We start from the raw sequence: 22601 nt of genomic DNA, 5'->3' as shown, positions 1-22601 counted from the left end.
TACCAGAACCCCAACCCCCCGCCCCAGCCGGCCAGCACCAGCAACACCACCATGGCGGCATGGAACAGGCGCGCCAAATCCAGGGCCCGGCTCGACCCCAGGAGCACCGGCAGGGAAAACAGGCCGTAGCGGCGGTCGAAATCCTCATCCTGCAGGGCATAGAAGATATCGAATCCCGCCACCCATAACAGCACCGCCAGCCCCAATGTCACTACCGGCCAGTACACATCGCCGCGCAGGGCGATCCAGGCGCCGACGGGCGCCGCCCCCAGGCAGGCGCCCAGCACCAGGTGCGACCAGGCGGTGAAGCGCTTGCAGAAAGGATAGAGGACGAACAGTACCATGACCAGCGGAGCCAGTACCAGACACAGGGGATTGAGACGGGCCGCCGCCAGCAGCAGCAGGGCGAAGGACCAGAAGGTCAAGAGCCAGGCCGTATGCCTTGAAACCTTTCCCGTCGGCAGATGGCGGTCGGCGGTACGGGGATTGGCGGCATCGATGTCGGCATCGATGAGCCGGTTCAGAGCCATGGCCCCGGAACGGCCGCCGACCATGGCCAGGCCGATCCAGACCAGTTGGCCGGCGGTCGGCCACTGACCTGAAACCCGCACCGCCAGCAGCGCGCCGATCAGGGCAAAGGGCAAGGCGAACAGGGAATGGGAAAACTTGATCATCTCCAGCACCAGGCGCAGCCGGAGCAGAATCGGGGACAACAACGACATGAGCACCTCCGGGCGGATTATAGCCTGAGCCTCGCGGCGGGCCAAGCCGGAAGTGTCCGGACAACCTGACGGAGTTTCAAACACATGGGGCCGCCACCATGGTGACGGCCCCATGCACTCCGATGATGGACGTGTTACTGAGGTCGAGGGGCGTGGCGGTCCAGGGTCCGGCGCAAAGCCTGGGCAGCCGGCGGGGTACTGGTATGCCCATGAAAAATTTCCAGGGCGGTAATGCCCCGCTTGCCGTAAAAATTGGCGTTGCGTTTGGCGTCGATCTGCAACGCCGAGCCCTCCAGAGAAACGCCGGCAAAGAAGCCGCGGCTGCGTGAATAGGAGAGGATCTCCGACTGCAGGGTGACATCCGTCGCCCCTTCCACCCGGCGCCCAACCGGCCCAGCAGCGACTGCGGCATCCGCCCCGAGGGTAAATTTGCCCTTCATCAGGCCTTCGATGCTGCTGGGATTCTTGAACACCAGGATGACGTCCGTCGACTGGGCGCCGATCTGCCAACCGAGGCTGCCACCGGTGATCGACACAAAAGAAGGGTTGCTCCAGGCGCCGCCGGGACCGCGCACCAGCACCACCCCGGTGCCGTAGCGGCCGCCGACAATGAAGCCCGCCTTGATGACCCGCGGGATGATGGCGATGCCATAGGCATTGCCGAGCAGGCTCGGAGGAATGGCGCCTTCCGGGATGGCCATGATCTGTTCCAGCACCGTGGTCGCTTCTTCAATCTTTTGGCTTTCCGGCTCGGCCAAGGCCGTCGAACCGAACATCAGGCCGCTGAGTAACACCAAAAACATCACCCAGACCTTGGGGCCTACGGTTTTTGCCATCATGGCAGAGTTCCTTTCGGTCGTTGCAAATCGAGTATGGTTGATTTTTCCGCTCCCTACCACCAATAGGGATACCGGTAACGGTAGGGCATGTAGGGCCAATAAGGGTACGGATAGTAATATCCCGGATAGGGATAACGCATCTCCGGGGTCGATTCCGGCCACAGATACAGTTCGCCGATACGAAATACGGGATACCGGTAACGAGCCTGCTGTAACGGTCGGACTTCTTCGCCGATCAGAGTGCCGGTCAGGGTGACCAGACGGCCGGACTTGTAGATGCTCGGATCGAGCAAACGATCGGTACGGGCCAAAAATCGACCGCCGGCTTCATCCGGATCCTTGGGCTCATCCCGCCGGTCCAAAGAGTACTTGAGTATCTCCAGAGTGCTGCCATCATCCGAGACGGCGTTTTCAAGAATCAGGCCACCCAGAATCACCGTCTTGCCCTGATAGGCATCGGGGTTCTGTTTCAAGGACGAATAAACCACCTCATGGTTTACCTGGTAACGGGCATCCTTGGAAAGCACGGATCCGCAAGCGGCAAGCAGACCGAGCAACACCAAGGCACCTGCGCCTTTCAGCATGCGTTTCATGGTCTTCTCCTCGCGCTGGTTCCGGCAAGGCATCCCGGGCCGGACCATCTCGTCGCCAAACAGCGACAAAAGCTGAAAACCGGTAGCCTGCCGGAACAGAGGCAAAATAGAGTTTGCGGGAGGCCATGGAAGAAGACGCCGGGCCGGTAACTGTTGCCGTTCGGCGACGCCGGTTCTTCGTCCTCCAGCTTGTGCCCGTGGCCGCAACGCCCCGTCGCCGACCGCCAAGGTTCAGTAATCGATGCCCGGTTGCGGCTCGATATCCTTGCGGAAGGCGTGTTTGATTTCGCGAACCTCGCTGACCGTATCGGCCAGTTCGATGATTTGGGGATGGGCGTCGCGGCCGGTCATGATCAGGTGCAACAGGGGCGGCTTGCGCCGGATGACTTCCAGCACCTGCTCCAGATCGATCAGCTTCAGGTGCAAGGCATTGTTGATCTCGTCCAGTACCAGCAGGTCGAAGCGGCCCGAGGCCATTTTATCCAGGGTCAGGTGCAAGGCTTCCTGAGCATTGGCGCGATGCTCGCTGAAGGGATAGGGATTGCCTTGAATACCGCAAAAACCCTTGCCCGTGGCAAACAGCTCGACATTGTCGCCCAGGCGCTTGATGCCGTCCCACTCACCGGCATACAGGTCGCCTTTCATGAACTGGATAATACAGCTGCGCAGGCCGTGGCCGCAGGCTCGCAGCACCATCCCCAGTGCCGAGGAGGTTTTGCCCTTACCATGGCCGGTCAGGACCACGATCAATCCGTGACGTTCCTTCGGCACCAGTCGCTCCACCTTTATCGGCTTGCCGGCTTCTGTCATGACCTTCTCCCCAATGGTTTACCGCCCGCTTCTACATTCTAGCCCATTTTGGGAATCTTTTCAGAACGGACTTCAGGGCTCCAAACCGTACTCCCGCCAGCGTCGCCGCAGATGCCCCGACATGGCCGGACCATGGTCCAGAAAAGCCGCCTCGCCACCCGCCGTGGCATCGATGCCCAGACGGCCCTCCGCCATGACCAGATCCCGCTCCGGCCTGACATGGTTGAGGACATGCCAGTAACAGATCGCCGCATCCCGCAGCGACACCGCCGCCGGGAGCACCACCAGCAACCGCGCATGGCGAAACGGGCCGTGCCGCCACAAGGCCTGGATCAAGCTCCGCCCACAGCAACCGGAACGCACGGAGAGCAAGGCATTGCCGTGGAATATGCCTTCCAGAGGCAGATGCAGATCGACGATGTCTGGGAAATCCATCTGCAGCAGAGGCAGCAGCAGGTAACCGGCCAGAGCGGCCAGGAAACAGTCCTCCATGGGGGGCGGGCCGACCACGGTGGCCGGCAACACCGGCGCCTGCCGGTGACTCATGGAGGTGAGCCGCAGCAAAGGCGCGGGAGCAGCTGCTTGATAGCTGCCGGTGTGGTTGCCGAAAGGCCCTTCCAGGCCCTCGACGCCAGGTTCGACCAGCCCTTCCAGAACGAATTCGGCGGTGGCCGGCACGGCCAGGTCGCTGGTCAGGCAGGGGGTCATGGTCATCGGCCGGCCCCGCAGCCAGGCGGCCAGGGCCAGTTCGTCCGCATCGGGCGGCAGGGCAAAGGCGGCTGCGAAAAGCAACGCCGGGTCGCCGCCCAAGGCAATGGCGACCGGCATGGCCCGACCCCGGCGATGCCATGCGGCACAGTGGCGGTACGCGTCGCTGCCGGGTTTCCAGCGCACTGCCAGGCGGCCGTCGGCAAACAGCTGCACCCGATACAGGCCGCAATTGCCGGCACCGGTGTCAGGATCACGGGTGAAAACCAGGGGTAGGGTCAGGTAGCGGCCGCCGTCCCCGGACCAGGACTGCAAAGCCGGCAAGCTCAGGGCATCGGGACGCGGCAGCCATACCTCGCGGCAGAGTGCGGCCTGAGAATGTATCATGCAGGGGGAGGGCTGCCGGGCCAGCAGCTCGCGCAAGCCATCTTCGGCACGGTTGGCCGCCATGTCGGCCAGGGCCCGTCGCCAGTTTGTTTGGAGGGCGGCTCCCGAAGCGGCACCGACAGCCCAGGCGGCGCGCTGGTGGGAACCGTACAGATTGGTGACCACCGGCCAGCGGTGCCCCCGCACCCGCTCGAACAGCAAGGCACGGCCGCCCGCCGCACCCTTGCTGACCTGCTGGGTGATGGCGGCGACTTCCAGGCAAGGGTCTACCTCGGCACCGATTTGGCGCAGTTCATCGCGGGCCTTCAGCAGTTCGATGAAACCGCGCAAATCCCTGACTCCCTCGGGGGCACTGGCCATGTTCGCTATACTTTCACATCCTGGCGCGGAGCTGTTGCCGACGACATCCGGCCGGCCCGACGCTCAGGTTTCCGGCCCGACATCGCCCAGCGTCGCGGCCAATGCTTTGGCGCCGGGATGGTCGGGACTCAGAGCCAGGGCCTGTCCGACGGCTTCAACCGCTTCCTGGAAACGGCTCAGGCGTCGCAGACAGTCTGCCAATTGCAGCCAACCGTCCAGATCCCGGGGATTGAGGGTCAGGGCCCGCCGATAGGCCGTCACCGCCGCCGGCCAGTCCTCCAGGCGCCGCCGCGCTTCCGCCAGCATGAACTGCGCCGGTGTAAAGCGCGGGCTGTTGGCCACGGTGCGTTCGAACTGGTCGGCAGCGGCCGCCAGCTCGCCCTTGCGTAGCAGGGCCATGCCCAGTTCGAACAGGGCTTCGGTGTAGGCCGGACTGACCTCTTCGACCTGCCGGAACAGTTCGATGGCCCGATCGTTGTCGCCCTGCTGGGAATAGACCATGCCAAGAATGAACAGCGCCCGGGCATACTTCGGGTTCAGGCGAATGGCACCGTCCAGGGCTTCGCGGGCATGCTCCAGGTCGGACTGGCGCAGGTAGGACAACCCCAGGCGATAGCAGGTTTCGGCGCTGTCCGGATTGAGCTGCAAGGCGCGCCGAAAACTGTCAATGCTGCCCGCCAGATCGCCGAGACCATACTGGGCCAGGCCCAATTTGAACAGGATGCGGAACGGCTCACGAGAGCCCTTCAATGCAGCCCGGAAAGCGCTCAAAGCTTCCGAAAGATCACCCCGGTCATAGAGGGCCAACCCCCGGTAATAATGGCCGAGGCTGAAATCCGGATCCAGCGCCACCGCGTCGTCCCAGAGTGCCACAGCGGCCTCGGTTTGCCCGCGATGGTACAACTGCAGCGCCTGCTCATGCAGGCTGCCGGGATCCAACTCCCGTTTCTGTCCGCATTGGGGGCAAAACCGATCGCTTTCGGACAATGGCGTATGGCAACGGGCACAGCGCATAACGGCTCCTTTATGGGCTCGGGTCGGTGGCAACAGGCCTCAGGAATCGGAAGGCCGTTTTTCGGTCTGCGCGGCCGGTTTTTTGCGGCGGCGGGGCCGACGGCGCCGGCGGCCGGCGGTTCCGGGCCGGCCCGGGGCGGCCGGGGATGCCGGGGACGCCGCCCCCCCCATCTCCTGCCAGGCCGCCAGCAACTCCTGTCCCTCGCCGGTCGCCGCTACCCACAACTGTAGCAGCTGCATGGCCTGAGACCAGACGGGATGCCGCAGAAAACGACCTTCGCCCCGCCGACCGCGGCCGCCGGAGAGGCGAAAGAAGCCGGTCAGCAGTTCCCGGGCCGCGGCACGGCTGCCCTGGGCGATGCGAAAATAGCCACAGATGGAGTTCAACAGCAGATTGGCGGTGCGCAGGGCATCGCTGACTGTTGCCTCCTGAGGAGGGCAACAGAGCTGCCGGAAGCGGCTCAGGAACAGGGCCGCCAGCACGAAAGGCTCCTGGATGGGGATTCCGGATGCAGTACGCCCATCAAGCTGCTCCAGCAAAGCGAAAGTTTCATCATCGCCTTCGTAGCCGGCCAGCAAGTGCGGCAGCAGCCCCATGGCTTGGGCCTGGCGCAATACGGCGCCGCCGACCTGGTGCCGGAACAGTTCCAGCAGTTCCTCCCGGATCCGCGCCGGGGCGGCTTCGGCAATAAGGGGGGCAGCGCGGTAGATGGCCTCGCGGGTCGCCTCGTCGAGGCTGAAGCCGAGTCGGGCAGCAAACTCCAAAGCCCGCAGCATGCGTACCGGATCCTCAGCGAAACGCGTCGCCGGATCACCGATGACCCGCAGGCGCCGGGCCGCCAAATCTTCCAGACCGCCGACATAATCGATCACGGAAAAATCGTCGATGTTGTAGAACAGGGCATTGATGGTGAAATCCCGACGAAAGGCATCCTCTTGCGGCGTACCGTAGACATTCTCCGCAAAAAAGAAGTGTTCCTCGGGGTTTTCAGGCAACTCTTCCGGCTTCGGCTGGCGCCGGAAGGTGGCCACCTCGACCACATAGTTGTCGGCGTAACGCACATGGGCCAGGCGGAAACGACGCCCCACCAGAAAACAGTTGCGGAACAACTGCCGGACCTGCTCGGGGGTCGCATCGGTACCGACGTCGAAATCCTTGGGTTGCCGGCCCAGCAGCAGGTCGCGCACCCCGCCGCCGACCAGAAAGGCCTGAAAACCGCTGCGCCGCAGGCGATAGAGCACCTTCAGGGTGTGTTCGTTGATATGTTGGCGGGAAATGGAGTGCTGCGAGCGGGGCAGGAGTACCGGCAGGCCGTCACCGGCCGTGGTGTCTGATCCAGGTGTGTGCATCGGGCTGCAATCGTTTCCGGTCATGAACATTTCGGTGCGCTCTCCGGACCAGCGGGAATCGTGGCCCAAAGCATGGGAAAGCGCGGGTCTGAATGACACAACCTAGCAAAGAATCGTGGCAATGAAAAGGCCGCGCATTGCCATGGATGAAAAAAGTCCCTATCATGCGGCTGATCGGCCCCGGCCACCCCACGGATAAATATCAGGCCGGACTGATAACGGCTTGAAAACATTCCACCGACTTCCACAACGTAAATCAGGATAATCGTATGTCCCCCAACCTTCTGGTCATTCTCGGCGCCACGGCGACCGGCAAAACGCGCCTGGCGGTCGCTGCCGCCCGGGCCCTGAACGGCGAAATCATCTCCGCCGATTCGCGCCAGGTATTTCGCCGCATGGACATCGGCACGGGCAAGGATCTGGCCGAGTACGGCGCCGTTCCCTGCCATCTCATCGACATTTTGGAGCCCGGTGCCGAATTCAGCGTTTTCGATTTCCAGCGGGCATTCGGTGCCGCCTTCGAACAAATCCGCCAACGGGGGCGGCTGCCGGTGCTGGCCGGCGGCACCGGCCTCTATCTGGACGCGGTATTGCGCGCCTACCAACTGGTGGAAGTTCCGGAAAACCCGGAACTCCGTCGGGAACTTATGGGCCTCGACCTGATGGAACTGCGGGCCCGCCTCCTGACCCTGAAACCGGCGCAGCACAATACCACCGACCTGAATGAACCGGAACGCCTGGTGCGGGCCATCGAAATCGCCCTGGGAGAACAGGCCGCCCGGGGTGCGGCCCTGTCCCTCCCGGCCCTCCAGCCGCTGGTGTTCGGTGTGCGCTGGGAGCGTTCGGCCCTGCGGCAACGCATTGCCGAACGTTTACGGCAACGCCTGGAGCAGGGACTGATCGAAGAAGTGCAGGATCTGCATCGTTCCGGCCTGGACTGGCAGCGCTTGGAGCGCTATGGGCTCGAATATCGGCTGGTGGCCGAATTCCTGCAGGAGCAACTGAGCCGCCAGGACATGATCCGCCAACTGACCACGGCCATCCAGCAGTTCGCCAAGCGCCAGGAAACCTGGTTTCGGCGCATGGAACGCCAGGGGGTGGCAATCCACTGGCTCGACGGGGCCGGCGATACCCTCGCAGAACTGTTGGCCGCATGGAGATCGGCCTGAACCGCGTCACATCGCTGAAGAGAGCAGCCCATGTCCCTGCCCGCAACCGTCCAGCGTTATCTGGCACGGCGCGCCGTCCCGGGCCCCTGGCGGATCCAGGGGGACGACGGCCGGCGCTTTGCCGGTGCGGTGGTCATTCCCGCTCTGGCGGAAAGCACAGACCTGTTCCATACTCTGTCAAGCTTGGCCGCCAACCCGCCGGAACTGCTGCAGCAATTCCTGATCCTGGTGGTGGTCAACCACCGTCCGGACACGCCGACCGCACAACAAGCCGACAACCGTCGCACTCTTGAATTATTGAACCGTCGGTGCCTTTGCCTGCGACCCCTGCAACTGGCCTGGATCGACGCCGCCTCGCCCGGTCGGGAATTGCCGGTCGCCGACGGGGGTGTGGGTCTGGCCCGCAAAATCGGGTTCGATCTGGTACTGGAACGGTTGGCATGGGGGCACACGGATCCGTTGTTGGCGGCGCTGGATGCCGACACCTTGGTCCAACCCGATTACCTGCCGGCCCTGCGCGACCATTTTGCCCAAACGGCGAAGGGAGGAGCCGTGCTGCCCTTCTGTCATCCTCTGCCCGATGACGCCAAACAGCGACAGGCCATGGTCCTCTACGAACTGTACCTGCGCTGCCATGTTCTGGGCCTGGGACTGGCCGGCTCGCCCTATGCCTTTCACACTATCGGCAGCACCATGGCCTGCCGGGCCGACAGTTACGTGCGCTGCGGGGGCATGAACCGGCGCCAGGCCGGGGAAGATTTCTATTTTCTGCAGCAACTGGCCAAAACCGACGGGGTCGAACAGCTTTCGGGAACGGTGGTTTTCCCCTCGGCGCGGATTTCGGAGCGCACGCCCTTCGGTACCGGCCGCAGCGTTGCCGCTCTGTGCGACCCGGCAGGCGGGGGCAGCCTGTTCCATCAGCCCCGGGCCTACAGTCTGCTCGGTGATTGGCTGAAGCACGCCACCGGGCACTGGCAGGACACCGGCGCCGCAATCCAGCAATGGGCCGGCCGAACCCATCCCTACCTGGCACAATTCTTGGAAAGAGAGAACTTCGTGGCGGTCTGGGACCGATTGTCCCGCAACCATGCCACCGCCGTCGCCCGACGAGCAGCGTTTCATGGCTGGTTCGACGGCCTGAAAACCACCCGTCTGCTCCATTATCTGGCCTCCGGCCCCTGGCCGCGCTGCAGTCCGGAACATGCCGTACCGGATTTGATGAATGGCATCGGCCTTGAGGCCGCCGCCGGAGCGGAACAGCAACTGATGCAGTTGCGGCGATTACAGGCTGCAACCGGCGGCAATCGAAGGGCAACCCATCGCCGGACGACTTTTTGAACCAACAGCTACAGGAGACCATGCCATGCCTTCCTCCAGGACGAACGAAACGCCGGCCGCATCGGCAACATCGACCCTGACTGCCCATTGCAAAGCAGCCCTTCGCACCCACCTTTCACCACCCCTGCTGGTCCTGCGCGAAAACGAGGAACGGGGCGCGCGACCCTTTTTCGGCTATGCCCGCAACATCAGTTGCGGCGGCCTGTTTATCGCCACCGCCAACCCGCGCACCCCGGGAGAACGGTTTACCCTGCTGGTGCCCATCCCACCCCTCGGTGAAGCCATATCCTGTCAGTGCGAAGTGGTCTGGGGACGCAATTTTTCCCGAAAATCAACCCTTGAGCCGGGCATGGGACTGCGTTTCGTGGACCTGCCGGAAACCGTCGCCGAAACCCTGGACCGATGGGTGCGGCGGTGCGAAAGCAAACAGGCCGCCCGGCGCCTGCGCGAATTGCAGATTCCGGCGGCGTAGGCAAGGCTGAAGACTGAAGTCCGAAGGCTGAAGTTGACTACTTGAGGGGCATAAGAAATTCCAGGCGATTCAGGTCGGCTTCAGGTTGTCCAGATAGCCGCCGATAAGCGCCGCGCCCCTCTCGGTGAGACAGAAGAAGTCCCGATCCAGCAGCCACAGATCGAACAGACCGATGACCAGGGCCACAAAACCGATGGCCGCCTGCAGACAATCGACGTCACCGCGCACCTCACCGCCTTGCTGCAAAGCGGTAAATACCCGGTGGTCCTTGAACACCAGCTTCTGCAGCTTCTCCCGCTGCTGGATCATCACCGGCTGCAATTCCTCGGTAAACTCGGTCCGATAGAAGATGATTTCAAAGTAGATGCGAAAGCGATCGTTGTTTTCCAGCACCCGCAGAAAACGCAGAGCGTTTTCCAGCAAATCATTGAGGGAGCGAACTTCGTTGGCCAGGATGTCTTCCAGACGTGTCTGGGTGGAACGTTCCATCTCTTCCTTGAGAGCCAGAAAAAGTTCCACTTTATCCTTGAAGTGCCAATAAATGGCACCGCGGGTCACCCCCGCCCTACGCGCGATATCCCCCAGGGTAGTCCGAGAATAACCTTTGCTGTTGAACAGCTCCAAGGCCGCGTCCAGAATGTCCTGGCGGGTCTGTTCGGCTTCGACTTTGGTTTTTCTTGCCATGGTTCATCCCTGCCGGTGAAACGCCCGGCAACTCATTCCGACCCTTTTTCCGGCTCGCCGCGGCCCATGAACCTCGCCCAGACCCGCGTCTGCAGCCACTCGCTGGCCCGCTGGATAACCACGTAAAATACCGGCACGAACAGCACCAGCAGCACCGTCGCCGCCAGCATGCCGCCGAACACGGCGGTGCCCACAGCCTGACGGCTGGCCGCACCGGCGCCGCGGGCAACCACCAGCGGAAACATGCCGAGGACAAAGGTCAGGGCGGTCATCAACACGGCTCGAAAACGCAGACGGGCGGCCAACAGGGCCGCTTCGACGATATCATCCCCCTGCTCCCGCCGCACTTTGGCGAATTCAACGATCAGAATCGCCGATTTGGATGCCAGGGCGATGAGCAGCACGATGCCTATCTGACTGTAAACATTTACTTCCATCCCACGCATCATGACTGCGGCGACGGTCCCGAGCAACCCCAGGGGCACGGACAGAATGATGGCCAGAGGGCAGGACCAGCTTTCATACTGGGCGCAGAGCACCAGGTAGACGAAGACCACGGCGAGGGCGAAGATATACAGCGCTTCGCTGGCGGTGGTTTTTTCCTGGTAGGACATGCCGGTCCATTCGTAGCCCATGGAGGCCGGCAGTTTGGCCGCTGCCAGGTTCTCCATCAATGATAGTGCCTCGCCGGAACTGTACCCCTGCACCGCCTGGCCGTTGATGGTGGCCGAAGGGTACATGTTGTAGCGCTTGACAATCTGGGGACCAACCATTTCCCGCACGGATACCAGAGTGCCGAGGGGAATCATCCGGCCGCTGCTGTCCCGCACCTCGAGCCGCCGGATATCTTCCGGGCGACTGCGAAACCGGCTGTCGGCCTGCACCTTGACCTGGTAGGTCCGACCGAACATATTGAAGTCATTGATGTACAACGAACCCAGGTAAGCCTGCAGGGTGCCGAAGACATTGCTCAGGGGCACATCGAGGCTCTTGGCCTGGGTGCGATCGACATCGGCATACAGCTGCGGCACATTGGCACGGAAGGTACTGTAGGAACGTTCGATTTTTTCCTGGGCATTGGCCGCCTCGACCATTTCCTGAGTCATCTGCTGCAGGACAGAGAGCCCCAGCCCACCGCGGTCCTGAACCTCCATCAGAAACCCTCCGGCAAAACCCAGTCCCTGGATGGCCGGTGGGGCGAAGGCGAAGATCTGCGCCTCCTGAATGGCGCCGAAGCTCTGCCAGAGCTGGCCGATGAGGGCCTCCTGGCTGAGATGGGGAGCGGTGCGCTCCTCCCAGGGCTTGAAAACCACCCAGATGGTGGCCATGTTCGGCGCGGCGGCCATATCCACCAGGGAGAAGCCGGCGATGGTCACCCAGTTGGCAACGCCTTCCATGGCGCTCAGCCGCTGATTCATCTCATCCAGAACCGCCGCGGTCCGCTCCAGGGACGCGGCATCAGGCAGTTGTACGCTGACAAAGCAGTAACCCTGGTCCTCCGTCGGCACGAACCCCGTCGGCAGCCGCAGGTAGCCCCAGAAGGAGGCGGCGGTGAGTACGGCGAACAGCACCATAGTCAGGGTTGCCCGGCGGATCAGGACGCCAAGGCTGCGGGCGTAGAGTTTGCGGGTCCGGTCGAAGGTCCAGTCGAACCAGCGAAAAAACCAATGATGCACGCCGCGCGTCGGCCGCAACAGGACGGCACACAGGGCCGGACTCAGGGTCAGGGCATTGATGGAACTGAACACCGTGGCCGTGGAGATGGTCAGGGCAAACTGCCGATAGAGCTGACCGGTGATGCCGCCCAGAAAAGCCGTCGGCACGAACACCGCCAGCAGCACCAGGGTGGTGGCGATGACCGGGCCGGTGACCTCCTGCATGGCACGAAAGGTCGCCTCCCTTGGCGGCAACCCCAGTTCGTCAATGTTGCGCACGACGTTTTCCACCACCACGATGGCATCGTCAACCACCACGCCGATGGCCAGCACGATGCCGAACAGGGACAGCAGGTTGATGCTGATGCCCAGGCCGGCCATGACCGCCAGGGTGCCGATGAGGGACACGGGAATGGTCAGAGCCGGAATCAGGGTGGCGCGCCAATCCTGCAGGAAAATGAAAATGGTCAAAAACACCAACAGCACGGTGATGAACAGGGTCTGCACCACCTCGGCGATGGAGCGATCGACAAAATCCGTGGTATTGAAGGGGATGAGATAGGACATGCCCTCGGGAAAAGCCCCCGACAGTTCCTTCATCTTGGCTTCGACCCGGGCCGCCACTTCCAGGGCGTTGGACCCCGGCAGCTGGTAGATGGCGATGGCGACCGTCGGCTTGCCCTTCCACTCGGCGAAATCGCTGTAGGATCGAGCACCCAGTTCCACCCGCGCCACATCCTGCAAACGCGTCAGGCGGCCGCCCTCCCCGGTCTTGAGGATGATGTTGCCGAATTCCTCGGCTTCACGCAGCCGCCCCTGGGTATTGATGGTGAACTGGAAGCTCTGGCCGGACGGCGCCGGCGGTTCTCCGATCTGTCCCGCGGCGACCTGGACGTTCTGCTCCTGCAATGCCGCCATGACATCGGTGGTGGTCAGGCCCCGCGCCTTGAGTTGGTCGGGATCCAGCCAGATGCGCATGCTGTAATCGCGCGCACCGAATACCGTAACCTCCCCCACGCCCGGCACCCGGATCAGCTCATCCTTGACCCGCAAGGTCGCATAGTTGCTCAGGAAGGTGGTATCGTAGCGCTCATCGGGAGAGACCAGGGAAATAATCTGCAAAAAGTTTGTGGATTGCTTCTTGGTGGTGATGCCGAGTCGCCGCACCTCTTCGGGCAGGGTCGGCTCCGCCACCGCCACGCGGTTCTGGACCAGCACCTGGGCCATATCCAGATCGGTGCCGATCTCGAAGGTCACGGTCAGGCTGTAGACCCCGCTGTTGGAGCAGGTGCTGGACATGTAGAGCATGCCCTCGACGCCGTTGATCTGTTCCTCGATGGGCTGCGCCACCGTTTCCGCCAGCACCTGAGCATTGGCGCCCGGATAGGTTGCGGTGACACGCACCGTGGGCGGCGAGATTTCCGGGTAGCGGGCGATGGGCAGGGTGCGCGCCGCCACCAGGCCGACGAGGATGATGACAATGGAAATGACGCAGGCGAAAATGGGCCGCCGGATGAAAAAACCGCTGAACATGGCCGTCCCCCTACTGCTTCGCCGGAGCGGTGCCGGCCGCTTCAGGCGGCGAAGGTTCCATCGGCGTCACCTGGCCGCCCGGCCGGGCGCGCTGCAGGCCATTGATGATAATCCGGTCCTTGTCCGTAATCCCGCCGTCGATGACCCGCTGGCCATCCACCTCCGGCCCAACCTTGACCGGCTTGTATTCGACTATATTTTCAGCATTGACGGCCAGCAGGTAATAGCCCTGCTGATCGATGCCGAGGGCCTGCTCCGGCACCACCAGGGCCTGTTGCTGAATCCGTATCGGAAGGCGCACCCGGGCGAACAGACCCGGCAGCAACCGGCCGGCGGAATTATCGAACACGCCTCGCATCTGGATGGTGCCGGTATCCGGATCGACGCGGTTGTCGGTGAAGTCGACCTTGCCCTGGAAGGGGAAATCCGCATCGGTGGCCAACCCGAGGAAAATAGAGGCATCGCCGTTGCCGGCGGTCGATGGCTGCTGTTTACTGCACTTTTCAAATTCCAGCAGATCGCGTTCGTTGACGTTGAAGTAAACGTACACCGGCGAGGCATTGACGATGGTGGCCAACAGGGTCTTTTCCGAGGCGCCGACCAGGTTGCCCACATCCACCAGACGCCGGCCGATACGGCCGCTGATGGGGGCTCGTACCTGAGTGTAGGACAGATCCAGGCGCGCCGTCTCAATGGCGGCCCGCGCTGCATCGATGGCGGCCCGCGCCTGATCCCGCAGGGCCTGGGCCTCGATGACTTCCACCTCGCTGACGGCCTGATCCTGAAACGCGCTTTGCTTGCGTTTCAACGTGGCTTCGGCCAGGCGCAATTCCGCCTGCCGGGTCGCCAGGTTGGCCCGGGCTTCGTCGAGCCGGGCCTGATAGGGTCGGGGATCGATGGTGAACAGCAAATCGCCCTGCTTGACCTGGGCGGCATCGGTAAAGTGCAGCTTCTGGAGATAGCCTTCGACCCGGGCCCGGACTTCCACCGATTCCACCGCGTCCGTCTGACCGGAGTATTGGGCATAGTGGGTGATGTCCTGGCGCTGGGGCAAGGCCACGGTAACCGTCGGCGGCGGCGGTGCGACAAAGCCGGCCTGCTCCCGGCAACCCGCCAGAAAAATGGCCGCTGCCGCGGTCAGAAGCAGGATGCTGTCAAAAACCGGTCCCTTAAGCCGTTTGCCATACTCCGTCATGATCTGTTTTCTCCAGTTCTCAACGGCGGCCACTAGCGGCCGCCAAGGTATTGATTGCCCAATCGAAAAATCGCTTTCAATTATCGCCCGACGCCCCGACCCCATCCGGCGCGGCAGCGCCATACAACCCGGGCTGCCAGCCACCGCCCAGGGCACGATAAAGATCGACCAGGTTGATGACCGTATTGCCGCGGGCCATGGCCAACAAATTCTCGCTGTCGAACAGGGCCCGCTGGGCATCCAGCACACTCTGGAAATCGACCAGACCGTCCCGATAGAGGCGGGTGGCAAGGTGCAGGGAACGCTGCGCGGCCACCACGGCCCGCTCCAGGGCCGCCAGACGCTCGCGCTGCTCGAGATACTCGGTCATAGCACTCTCCACCTCCTTGAGGCCGTTCAGTACCGTCTGTTCGTAGAAATTCAAAGCCTGCTCGGTACGGGCATCCTCGACGCGAACCTGGCTGCGCACCCGGGCCCCGTCGAACAGCAGCCAACGCAGGGTCGGGCCGAAACCGAAAACCCGGCTGGGACCCTTGAACAGATCGCCGGCGTCGATGGATTCGAAGGCGAAGGTGCCGGACAGGGACAGGCGTGGATAGAGATCGGCCTTGGCCAGCCCGATGCGGGCCGTCTGGGCGGCCAGCAGGCGCTCGGCACGGCGGATGTCGGGACGCTGCCGCAGCACATCGGCCGGCACACCGACGGTCACCGCCTCCGGCGGTACCGGGATCGGACCGATCTGGCTGAGCTGCTCGTAACGGGCTGCCGGCGGCTGGCCGAGCAGTACGGACAGGTTGTGAATCGCCTGGGCCAGGAGGGTGTTCAGGACCGGCACCTCGGCCTGGGAGGCGGCCAGCACCTGCTCCGCCTGGGCCACATCGAGGCCGGTGGCCAAGCCGTTTTCGAAGCGCGAGCGGGTCAGGCGCAGCACCTGCTGCTGGGACTCGAGGTTGCCGCGGGTCGCAATCAGACGCGCCTGGTAGGTGCGAACGGCGAAATAGGTCCGCGCCACCTCGGCGTAAAGGGACACCAGCACATCCGTGCGCTCCTCCTCGCTGGCCTGGTAATCCGCCGTCGCCGCTTCCACCGACCGGCTGATGCGACCGAACAGATCGAGTTCCCAGCTGGCATCCAAGCCGGTCCGGTACAGGGTTTCGGTATAGCCGCGGCCGGTCAGGGAATTTTCGCTGCCCCGCTGCCGGATGGCGCTGCCCTGCGCCTCCACCTGCGGCAACCGTTCGCCACGGGCCACCCCCAGGCGGGCACGCGACTCCTTGACCCGGGCCACGGCCTGGCGCAGGTTGCGATTACCCGCTTCGGCGGCGGCGATCAGGTCGTTGAGCAGCGGATCATCGAACAGCGTCCACCACTCCCGCACCACTGCCCCGTCGCGCACCAGGCCCGGGTCCGGCAGTTCCCGCCAGCCCTCCGGCACCGCCGTTTCGGGCTTCTGATAATCCGGCCCCACGGCCATGCAACCGGCGGCCAACAGTACTACCAACAGGCCGCAGGCCCGCGATAACCGGCGTGCCACCAACCGCCGGCGGCCCCCGGCCTGCCCCTCGCACATCGATTCACCCATAGGTTCAATCCTCGGTCGGAAGAAAACAACAGAAACAAACATACACAAATGTATCTAAAAAAACCAACCAAAATTTTACCCGCCCGAAATTTTTCCCAACCCATCCCTGCAACCCGCATCGGTCACCCTTGGATGAATCGGCAACGCTAATCCCGCCGCCTTTTGCGACGGACCGGCAGGCCCGCACCATTGCCCTCGGGTCCCAGCAAAATGGCCGCCCAGCGGGTTTCCTCGCGGCTGCCGAGGGCGATTTTGGCAATCATGGTCAGAGGCGCGGCCAACAGCATGCCCACCGGACCGAGCAGCCAGCCCCAAAACAGCAGGGACAGAAACACCACCAAGGTCGACAAGCCCAGACCACGCCCCATGAAACGCGGCTCTATCAGGCAGCCGATGACCAGGTTGACGATGAGGTAGCCGCCGGCCACCAAGCCGGCACGGGCGGCATCGAACTGCACCAGGGCCAAAAGCACTGCCGGAATGGCCGCCACGATGGAACCGATATTGGGCACAAAGTTCAATAAAAAGGCCAACAACCCCCAAAGCAGCGGATAATCGATGCCGATGGTTATCAGCCCCGCCGTGACCAGGCCGCCGGTGACCAGACTGGTCAGCATCTTGATGGCCATATAGCGCTGCACATTGTCGATGAATTCGGTCAATTGTCCCAGAGCCGCTTCATGACCGAAAATCCGGCGCAGCTTGGCGGGAAAGCTGGAGGCCTCCAAGAGCATGAAAACCACGGTCATCATCACCAGGAAGCCGTTGGTCAACACATGGCCCAAGGCGTTGAGGAGGTAGGATACCATTCGCATGGCCGATCCCGGGTCGACCACCCGCATGACCATTTCCCCGGCATTACGGATTCCTCTCCGCTCCAGCCAGTCGATGACCGCGCCGGACTCGTCGCGGATCTTGGCCTCATAAGTCGGCAGATTTTCATAAAAGCCGCTGATGGAAGCGCCGAATCGCCCCATGATCAACAAGCCGGCCAGAATCACCAGCAGCACCACCAGCAGCACCGAAAGCCAGACCGGAAAACCCTTGCGCTGCAGCCAGAACATGGGACGGGAGCCGATGATGGCGATAAAGCCGGCCAGCAGCACCGGAACCAGGATCGCCTTGGCCGCTGCCAGCCCGGCAACGATGATCACCAGACTGGCCAACAGCAAAAAAATCTGCGCACTGCCTGCAATACGTTTTTCCATCCACACCCTCCTGTGGATAAGCTGTGATTGGACGACCGACCACGCCCGGGCGAATAGACGGTTGCCCGAGCGAAACCGATGTTAGCCCTTCGCCCGGGGAAAGGCAATGCTGCCGTTGGGGCCTGAATCCCTGGCCTACACCTCTAACCAGGACGCAGACGAAAAAAAGCAGGGCGTACATCCTGTGCACCCTGCTTTTTTCATCAGGCTCCATCACAACCGCTCAGATCACCGACTGTCCCTTGCTTCGCAGAGCGCCTTGCCGGCCAGTTTGAACCGCCATTCTTCGACGAGGCAGTACAGCACCGGCACCGTAAACATGGAGATCATGACCAGCGTCATGCCGCCCAGGCTGGGAATAGCCATGGGAATCATGATGTCCGAGCCGCGGCCGGTGGAGGTGAGAATGGGCAGCAGAGCCAGGATGGTGGTGGCGGAGGTCATCAGACAGGGGCGCACCCGGCGCAACCCGGCGGCGACAGTGGTCTCCCGGATCTGCTCGATGGAATCGGCGGGTTCATTGCCGAACCGTTGTTGCAGGTAGGTGCTCATGACCACCCCGTCGTCCGTGGCGATGCCGAACAGGGCCAGGAACCCCACCCAGACGGCAACGCTGAGATTGATGGCGTGCAATTGGAAAAGCTGCCGCATGTTGACGCCTAACACGCTGAAATTGGCAAACCACTCCTGACCGTAAAGGTAGATCATGATGAAACCGCCGGCCCAGGCCACGGCGATGCCGCTGAAAATAATCAGTGTGGTCAGGGTCGAGCGGAATTGCAGATAGAGGATCAGAAAAATCACCACCAGGGACATGGGCAGCACCACGGCCAGAGTCCGGGCCGCTCGCAGCTGGTTTTCGTAATTGCCGGCAAAGCGATAGCTGACGCCGGGCGGGATGAACAACTCTCCCGCGGCGATACGTTGTTCGAGGAAGTTCTGGGCGGCCTCCACCACATTGACCTCGGCCAGACCAGGCTGGCCGCCGAAGGTGACATAGGCCGTCAGAAAGGTTTCCTCGCTGCGAATCATCTGCGGTCCGCGCTGATAATCGATAGAGACCAGTTCCTTGAGGGGGATCTGGGCGCCGTCGGCCGTCGGCACCAGCACCCTTTCGAGCTGCTCCAGGTCGTTGCGCAATTCCCGCGGATAGCGAATGCGCACCGGAAAGCGTTCACGGCCCTCCACGGTCCGGGTCACGGTCATGCCGCCCAGGGCCATGGATATCACCTCCTGGACATCCTCGATGGTCAAGCCGAAGCGGCTGATGCGGGCGCGATCAATGGCCAGTTCCAGGTAGGGCTTGCCCACCACCCGCTCGGCATTGACGGTTTCCGGGACAATGGCCGGCACCTGGCGCAGCCAGCCTTCGAGTTCCAGCCCCATCCGGTCCAGAGTCTCCAGATCGGGGGCGCGCAGCTTGATGCCCATGGGAGCGCGCATACCGGTCTGCAGCATCACCAGACGGGTTTCAATGGGCTGCAGCTTCGGCGCTGAAGTCGCTCCCGGGATGTGCGCGGTACGGACAATCTCCTGCCAGATGTCGTTCGGCGAGCGGATGTGTTCCCGCCACTGGCGATAGGGACGGCCCGATGACTCGGGAATCAAGGCTCCGGCGGCATCCCGTTCAAACTCCCCCTTGCGGCGGTCAAAACGAAAAGTGACGCGGCGCCCCGCCTCATCCAGGATATATTCCGGTTTGTAGTTGATGATGGTCTCAATCATGGAGATGGGTGCCGGGTCCAGGGCACTGTCGGCCCGCCCCAGTTTGCCGACGACGGTGTCCACCTCGGGCACCGAAGCGATGGCCAGATCCTGGTACTGCATGACCTCGAGGGCCTCGCCGATGGAGGCATGGGGCATGACCGTCGGCATCCAGAGGAAGGCCCCCTCATCCAGCGCCGGCATGAATTCGCGGCCCAAGCCGGGAAAGGCATGCGCCGCCCTGACCCATGGCGCGCTGGCGCGAAGCCGGTGCTCGTTCAAGCCGACCCGGCCGGCAAGAGCGGGAATGAAACCGAACACCTGGCTGAAGCCGAGCCACACCAGCACGCCAAAGGTCAGCATCACTACGGGCAGGGCCAAAAACAGCGCCTTATGCGCCAGGCACCAACGCAGGATGCTTTCGTAGAAATGGCGGAAGAGCAGAAACCCTCCCAGCAATCCTCCAACCAGCAGCACCACGAACAGCAGGTTACGCATCATGCCGCGCTCCGGCCCCAACGGCTCCCAGGCCACGGCCAGCCACCAGGCCACCAGCACCGCTGCCAGAACATTGGTCAGCCAGGGTCCCCGGCGGCGCAGCCCGGCGGGCAGACGGTCCCAAAAATACCGGCCAACCGCCACACCCAGCAGCACCAGGGCAATCGGCCACACCAGGCTCCAACCCCGCCACAGGGCAACCACCAGCAGGGCAAGGGCCAGCAGCGCCTGCCCCCCGGCCCGGTAGCGGTACAGGGCGCCGTGCCCGCCGGATCGGCCGGCAATGACCAGATGAGCCGCCGCCGGGATCAGAGTCAGGGCGACGATCACCGAGGCGAGCAGCACGAAGGTCTTGGTGTAGGCCAGGGGACCGAACATCTTGCCCTCGGCACCGGTCATGGTGAAGACCGGCAGAAAACTCACCACCGTGGTGGCAATAGCGGTCAGAACCGCCGAACCGACTTCGCGGGTCGCCCGATAAACCACCTCGAGCCGATTTTCTCCGGCATCGGCCTCATCCAGATGTTTGAGGATGTTTTCGCATACGATCAATCCCATGTCGACGATGGTGCCGATGGCGATGGCGATGCCGGCCAGGGAAACCACATTGCTGTCGACCCCGACAATCTTCATGGCGATGAAACACATCAGCACCGCCATGGGCAGCATGATGCTGATCAGCAGCGAGGTTCGCAGGTGGAAGACCATGACGACCACCACCAGCACCGTCACGAGGATCTGCTGCAGCAGGGCATCGTTGAGGGTACCAAGGGTCTCCTTGATCAGCCCGGTGCGATCATAAAAGGGGATGATGCTGACCTGGCTGATGGTCACCCCTGCAGGCCAAAGCTCCCGCGGATGGCTGCGCAACCAGCCCAGCCAGGCGCGGTGATCGGGTTCTGTACCCGAAAAACCCTCAAAGCCCTGAGCGGCACTGAAGGCACGAACCGCCGCCGGGGTGGTCCGGGTCCAGTCGAACACCACCTTGGCCGGCAAGCCGGGACGAATTTCCTCCATGCGGCCCTTGACATTGTTGATGGCCTGCAGGGGATTGTAGCCCTCGCGCACCGCCACCACGCCGCCGACGGCTTCCGCCCCGGCCACCGTCAGGGCACCGCGCCGATCGGCGGGGCCCAGGACCACCGTCGCCACATCCTTGACCCGGATGGGAATGCGGTTCGGCCCGGTGCGGACCACCGCCTGCTCAATATCCTCAACACTCTTGAGAAAACCCAGACCTCGCAGGGTATATTCGACCCGGTTGATTTCCGTAACGCCGGCGCCGACATCCAGATTGCTGCGGCGCACGGCCTCGACCACCTCATTCAGCCCCACTTCCAGGGTGCGCATGGCCATGGGATCGACATCGACCTGGTATTCCTGCACAAAGCCGCCGATGGAGGCCACCTCGCTGATGCCTTCCGCCGACTGCAGCCCATAGCGGACGAACCAGTCCTGCACCCGGCGCAGTTCATGGAGATCCCAGCCGCCCACGGGATGGCCATCGGGATCGCGGCCTTCAAGGGTATACCAGAAGATCTGACCCAGGGCGGTAGCATCCGGCCCCAGGGTCGGCTGGACGCCATCGGGCAGCAAATCGGCAGGCAGGCTGCCGAGCTTTTCCAGGATGCGCGAGCGCGACCAGTAAAACTCCACCGTCTCGTCCAGGATCAGAAACACCATGGAGGCGCCGAACATGGAGAGGCTGCGCACCTCCTTGACGCCGGGCACACCAAGCAGCGAGACGGTCAGGGGGTAGGTAATCTGATCCTCCACGTCCTGGGGCGAACGGCCGGGCCATTCGGTGAAGACGATCTGCTGGTTCTCGCCAATGTTGGGAATGGCGTCCACCGGCACCGGATTGCGCGGCAACCAGTCGATATGCCAGTCAAAGGGTGCCACGGCGATGCCCCAGGCAACAATCAGCACAGTGATCACGGCAACGATCAGCTTCTGCTCGAGGCAGAAACGGATCAGGCGGTCAATGGGGGACTTGTGCTCCGGTTCGGGAGTCGGGCTCTGATTCATGGGAAGCCATCCAATACGTCAACGGGTTGCAGGGTCCGGTCAGTGCTGGTGATGCGGAGTAGCCGGACGCGAGCCGAGGTCTTCCATCACTTCGCCACAACGCAGCATGGCCGCCCCAAAATAGGGATTGGTAATGGTTCGACCAGGCTGCAGCCAGTAACCTTCGCGCCCCTCCACCATGGGACACATGGCACGGTAGACAGAGTCCGCCGAACCGACCCCGTGCAGGGCGACGACCTTCAGCAGGACGTTGCTGAAGCTCTCGAAATACCGGCGCTGTTCTGCCAGGACGGCGGACTGCGCCAACCGGGCCAGGGCGGCATCCATTTCGGCGTGCCAGGCATGCCACTGCCGGCCCTCGAGGGGCGGCAGGGCCCTCGCATCGATCCGCCCCAGGGACTCCCGGGCCTGTCGGGAGGCGCGTTGCGCCGCCACCGGATCGTCAGCGGCCAAGGCCGCAACGAGCGCAAAATTGGCTTGCAGCAGCACCCCGGTGTCCAAAACCGCAGGCGCTACTGCTGTCGTTTCCGCGGCAGCAGCGACAGGCGGCTGCAAAGCATGCTCTCCATGGGGAGCGCTCGCCGGTTGCGGTGCCGAAGGCGCGGCAGGAGGCGTTGGCCCATGGTCGCCGTGATCGTGGCCGCCCCGGAAACCGCCCTCCGGCGCCATCATGCTGGGCAGGCCACGGATCTGCAGTTCGCTGTCGATCTTGAAAGCGCCATGGACCACCACCAGTTCGCCTTCGGCGAGCC

At 63.1% G+C, this 22601-nt stretch carries 17 protein-coding genes; 3 read left to right on the top strand and 14 right to left on the bottom strand.

Annotated features, from left to right (window positions below; genetic code table 11):
- From JQN68_RS13200 to pcnB, 7 genes are all read right to left on the bottom strand, one after another.
- Positions 1-722 (bottom strand): UbiA-like polyprenyltransferase (locus JQN68_RS13200; protein WP_225073428.1); only part of this gene is annotated, 722 nt, incomplete at its 3' end.
- A gap of 134 nt (positions 723-856) precedes the next feature.
- Positions 857-1561 carry a lipid-binding SYLF domain-containing protein gene (locus JQN68_RS13195; protein ID WP_283775544.1) on the bottom strand — a complete coding sequence of 235 codons (705 nt, stop codon included), beginning with the start codon at positions 1559-1561 and terminating at the stop codon, positions 857-859.
- Between the two features lie 53 nt (positions 1562-1614).
- Positions 1615-2154 carry a Slp family lipoprotein gene (locus JQN68_RS13190; protein ID WP_225073429.1) on the bottom strand — a complete coding sequence of 180 codons (540 nt, stop codon included), beginning with the start codon at positions 2152-2154 and terminating at the stop codon, positions 1615-1617.
- Positions 2155-2385: 231 nt separating this feature from the next.
- Positions 2386-2964, bottom strand: a complete 579-nt coding sequence (locus JQN68_RS13185) for a cob(I)yrinic acid a,c-diamide adenosyltransferase (RefSeq protein ID WP_225073430.1) — start codon at positions 2962-2964, stop codon at positions 2386-2388.
- A 72-nt stretch (positions 2965-3036) separates the two neighbouring features.
- Positions 3037-4419, bottom strand: coding sequence for a UbiD family decarboxylase (locus JQN68_RS13180; protein WP_225073431.1), 1383 nt, complete (start codon positions 4417-4419; stop codon positions 3037-3039).
- A gap of 63 nt (positions 4420-4482) precedes the next feature.
- Complete coding sequence (locus JQN68_RS13175; RefSeq protein ID WP_225073432.1) at positions 4483-5433, bottom strand: tetratricopeptide repeat protein; 951 nt, start codon at positions 5431-5433, stop codon at positions 4483-4485.
- 39 nt (positions 5434-5472) lie between these two features.
- A complete protein-coding gene (pcnB, locus tag JQN68_RS13170) occupies positions 5473-6783 on the bottom strand; it encodes a polynucleotide adenylyltransferase PcnB (RefSeq protein WP_249621237.1) in 1311 nt (436 codons plus the stop codon).
- A 269-nt stretch (positions 6784-7052) separates the two neighbouring features.
- Between pcnB and miaA the strand changes: the two genes are divergently transcribed.
- The 3 genes from miaA to JQN68_RS13155 are packed head-to-tail and all read left to right on the top strand — an operon-like array spanning position 7053 to position 9762.
- Positions 7053-7952, top strand: a complete 900-nt coding sequence (gene miaA / locus JQN68_RS13165) for a tRNA (adenosine(37)-N6)-dimethylallyltransferase MiaA (RefSeq protein ID WP_225073434.1) — start codon at positions 7053-7055, stop codon at positions 7950-7952.
- Positions 7953-7982: 30 nt separating this feature from the next.
- A complete protein-coding gene (locus tag JQN68_RS13160) occupies positions 7983-9290 on the top strand; it encodes a glycosyltransferase family protein (RefSeq protein ID WP_225073435.1) in 1308 nt (435 codons plus the stop codon).
- A 25-nt stretch (positions 9291-9315) separates the two neighbouring features.
- Complete coding sequence (locus JQN68_RS13155; RefSeq protein WP_225073436.1) at positions 9316-9762, top strand: PilZ domain-containing protein; 447 nt, start codon at positions 9316-9318, stop codon at positions 9760-9762.
- Between the two features lie 69 nt (positions 9763-9831).
- On the opposite strand, the gene JQN68_RS13150 is transcribed toward JQN68_RS13155, so the two are convergent.
- From JQN68_RS13150 to JQN68_RS13120, 7 genes are all read right to left on the bottom strand, one after another.
- Complete coding sequence (locus tag JQN68_RS13150; RefSeq protein WP_225073437.1) at positions 9832-10446, bottom strand: TetR family transcriptional regulator; 615 nt, start codon at positions 10444-10446, stop codon at positions 9832-9834.
- A gap of 32 nt (positions 10447-10478) precedes the next feature.
- Positions 10479-13634, bottom strand: a complete 3156-nt coding sequence (locus JQN68_RS13145) for an efflux RND transporter permease subunit (RefSeq protein ID WP_225073438.1) — start codon at positions 13632-13634, stop codon at positions 10479-10481.
- Positions 13635-13644: 10 nt separating this feature from the next.
- Positions 13645-14829 carry an efflux RND transporter periplasmic adaptor subunit gene (locus JQN68_RS13140; protein ID WP_225073439.1) on the bottom strand — a complete coding sequence of 395 codons (1185 nt, stop codon included), beginning with the start codon at positions 14827-14829 and terminating at the stop codon, positions 13645-13647.
- A gap of 76 nt (positions 14830-14905) precedes the next feature.
- Positions 14906-16411, bottom strand: coding sequence for an efflux transporter outer membrane subunit (locus JQN68_RS13135; protein WP_225073440.1), 1506 nt, complete (start codon positions 16409-16411; stop codon positions 14906-14908).
- A gap of 146 nt (positions 16412-16557) precedes the next feature.
- A complete protein-coding gene (locus tag JQN68_RS13130; RefSeq protein ID WP_225073441.1) occupies positions 16558-17619 on the bottom strand; it encodes an AI-2E family transporter in 1062 nt (353 codons plus the stop codon).
- Positions 17620-17847: 228 nt separating this feature from the next.
- Positions 17848-21849 (bottom strand): efflux RND transporter permease subunit, encoded by a 4002-nt coding sequence (locus JQN68_RS13125; protein ID WP_249621236.1) that lies wholly within the window; start codon positions 21847-21849, stop codon positions 17848-17850.
- Positions 21850-21888: 39 nt separating this feature from the next.
- Positions 21889-22601: DUF3347 domain-containing protein (locus JQN68_RS13120; protein WP_249621235.1), on the bottom strand; the 713-nt coding region annotated here is incomplete at its 5' end.

It is taken from the genome of Desulfuromonas sp. CSMB_57 (assembly GCF_020194955.2).
Taxonomy (GTDB): domain Bacteria; phylum Desulfobacterota; class Desulfuromonadia; order Desulfuromonadales; family Syntrophotaleaceae; genus JAFCIY02.
Note: the sequence above shows the minus strand (reverse complement) of the source record. Positions and strands in the feature narration are given on the sequence as shown.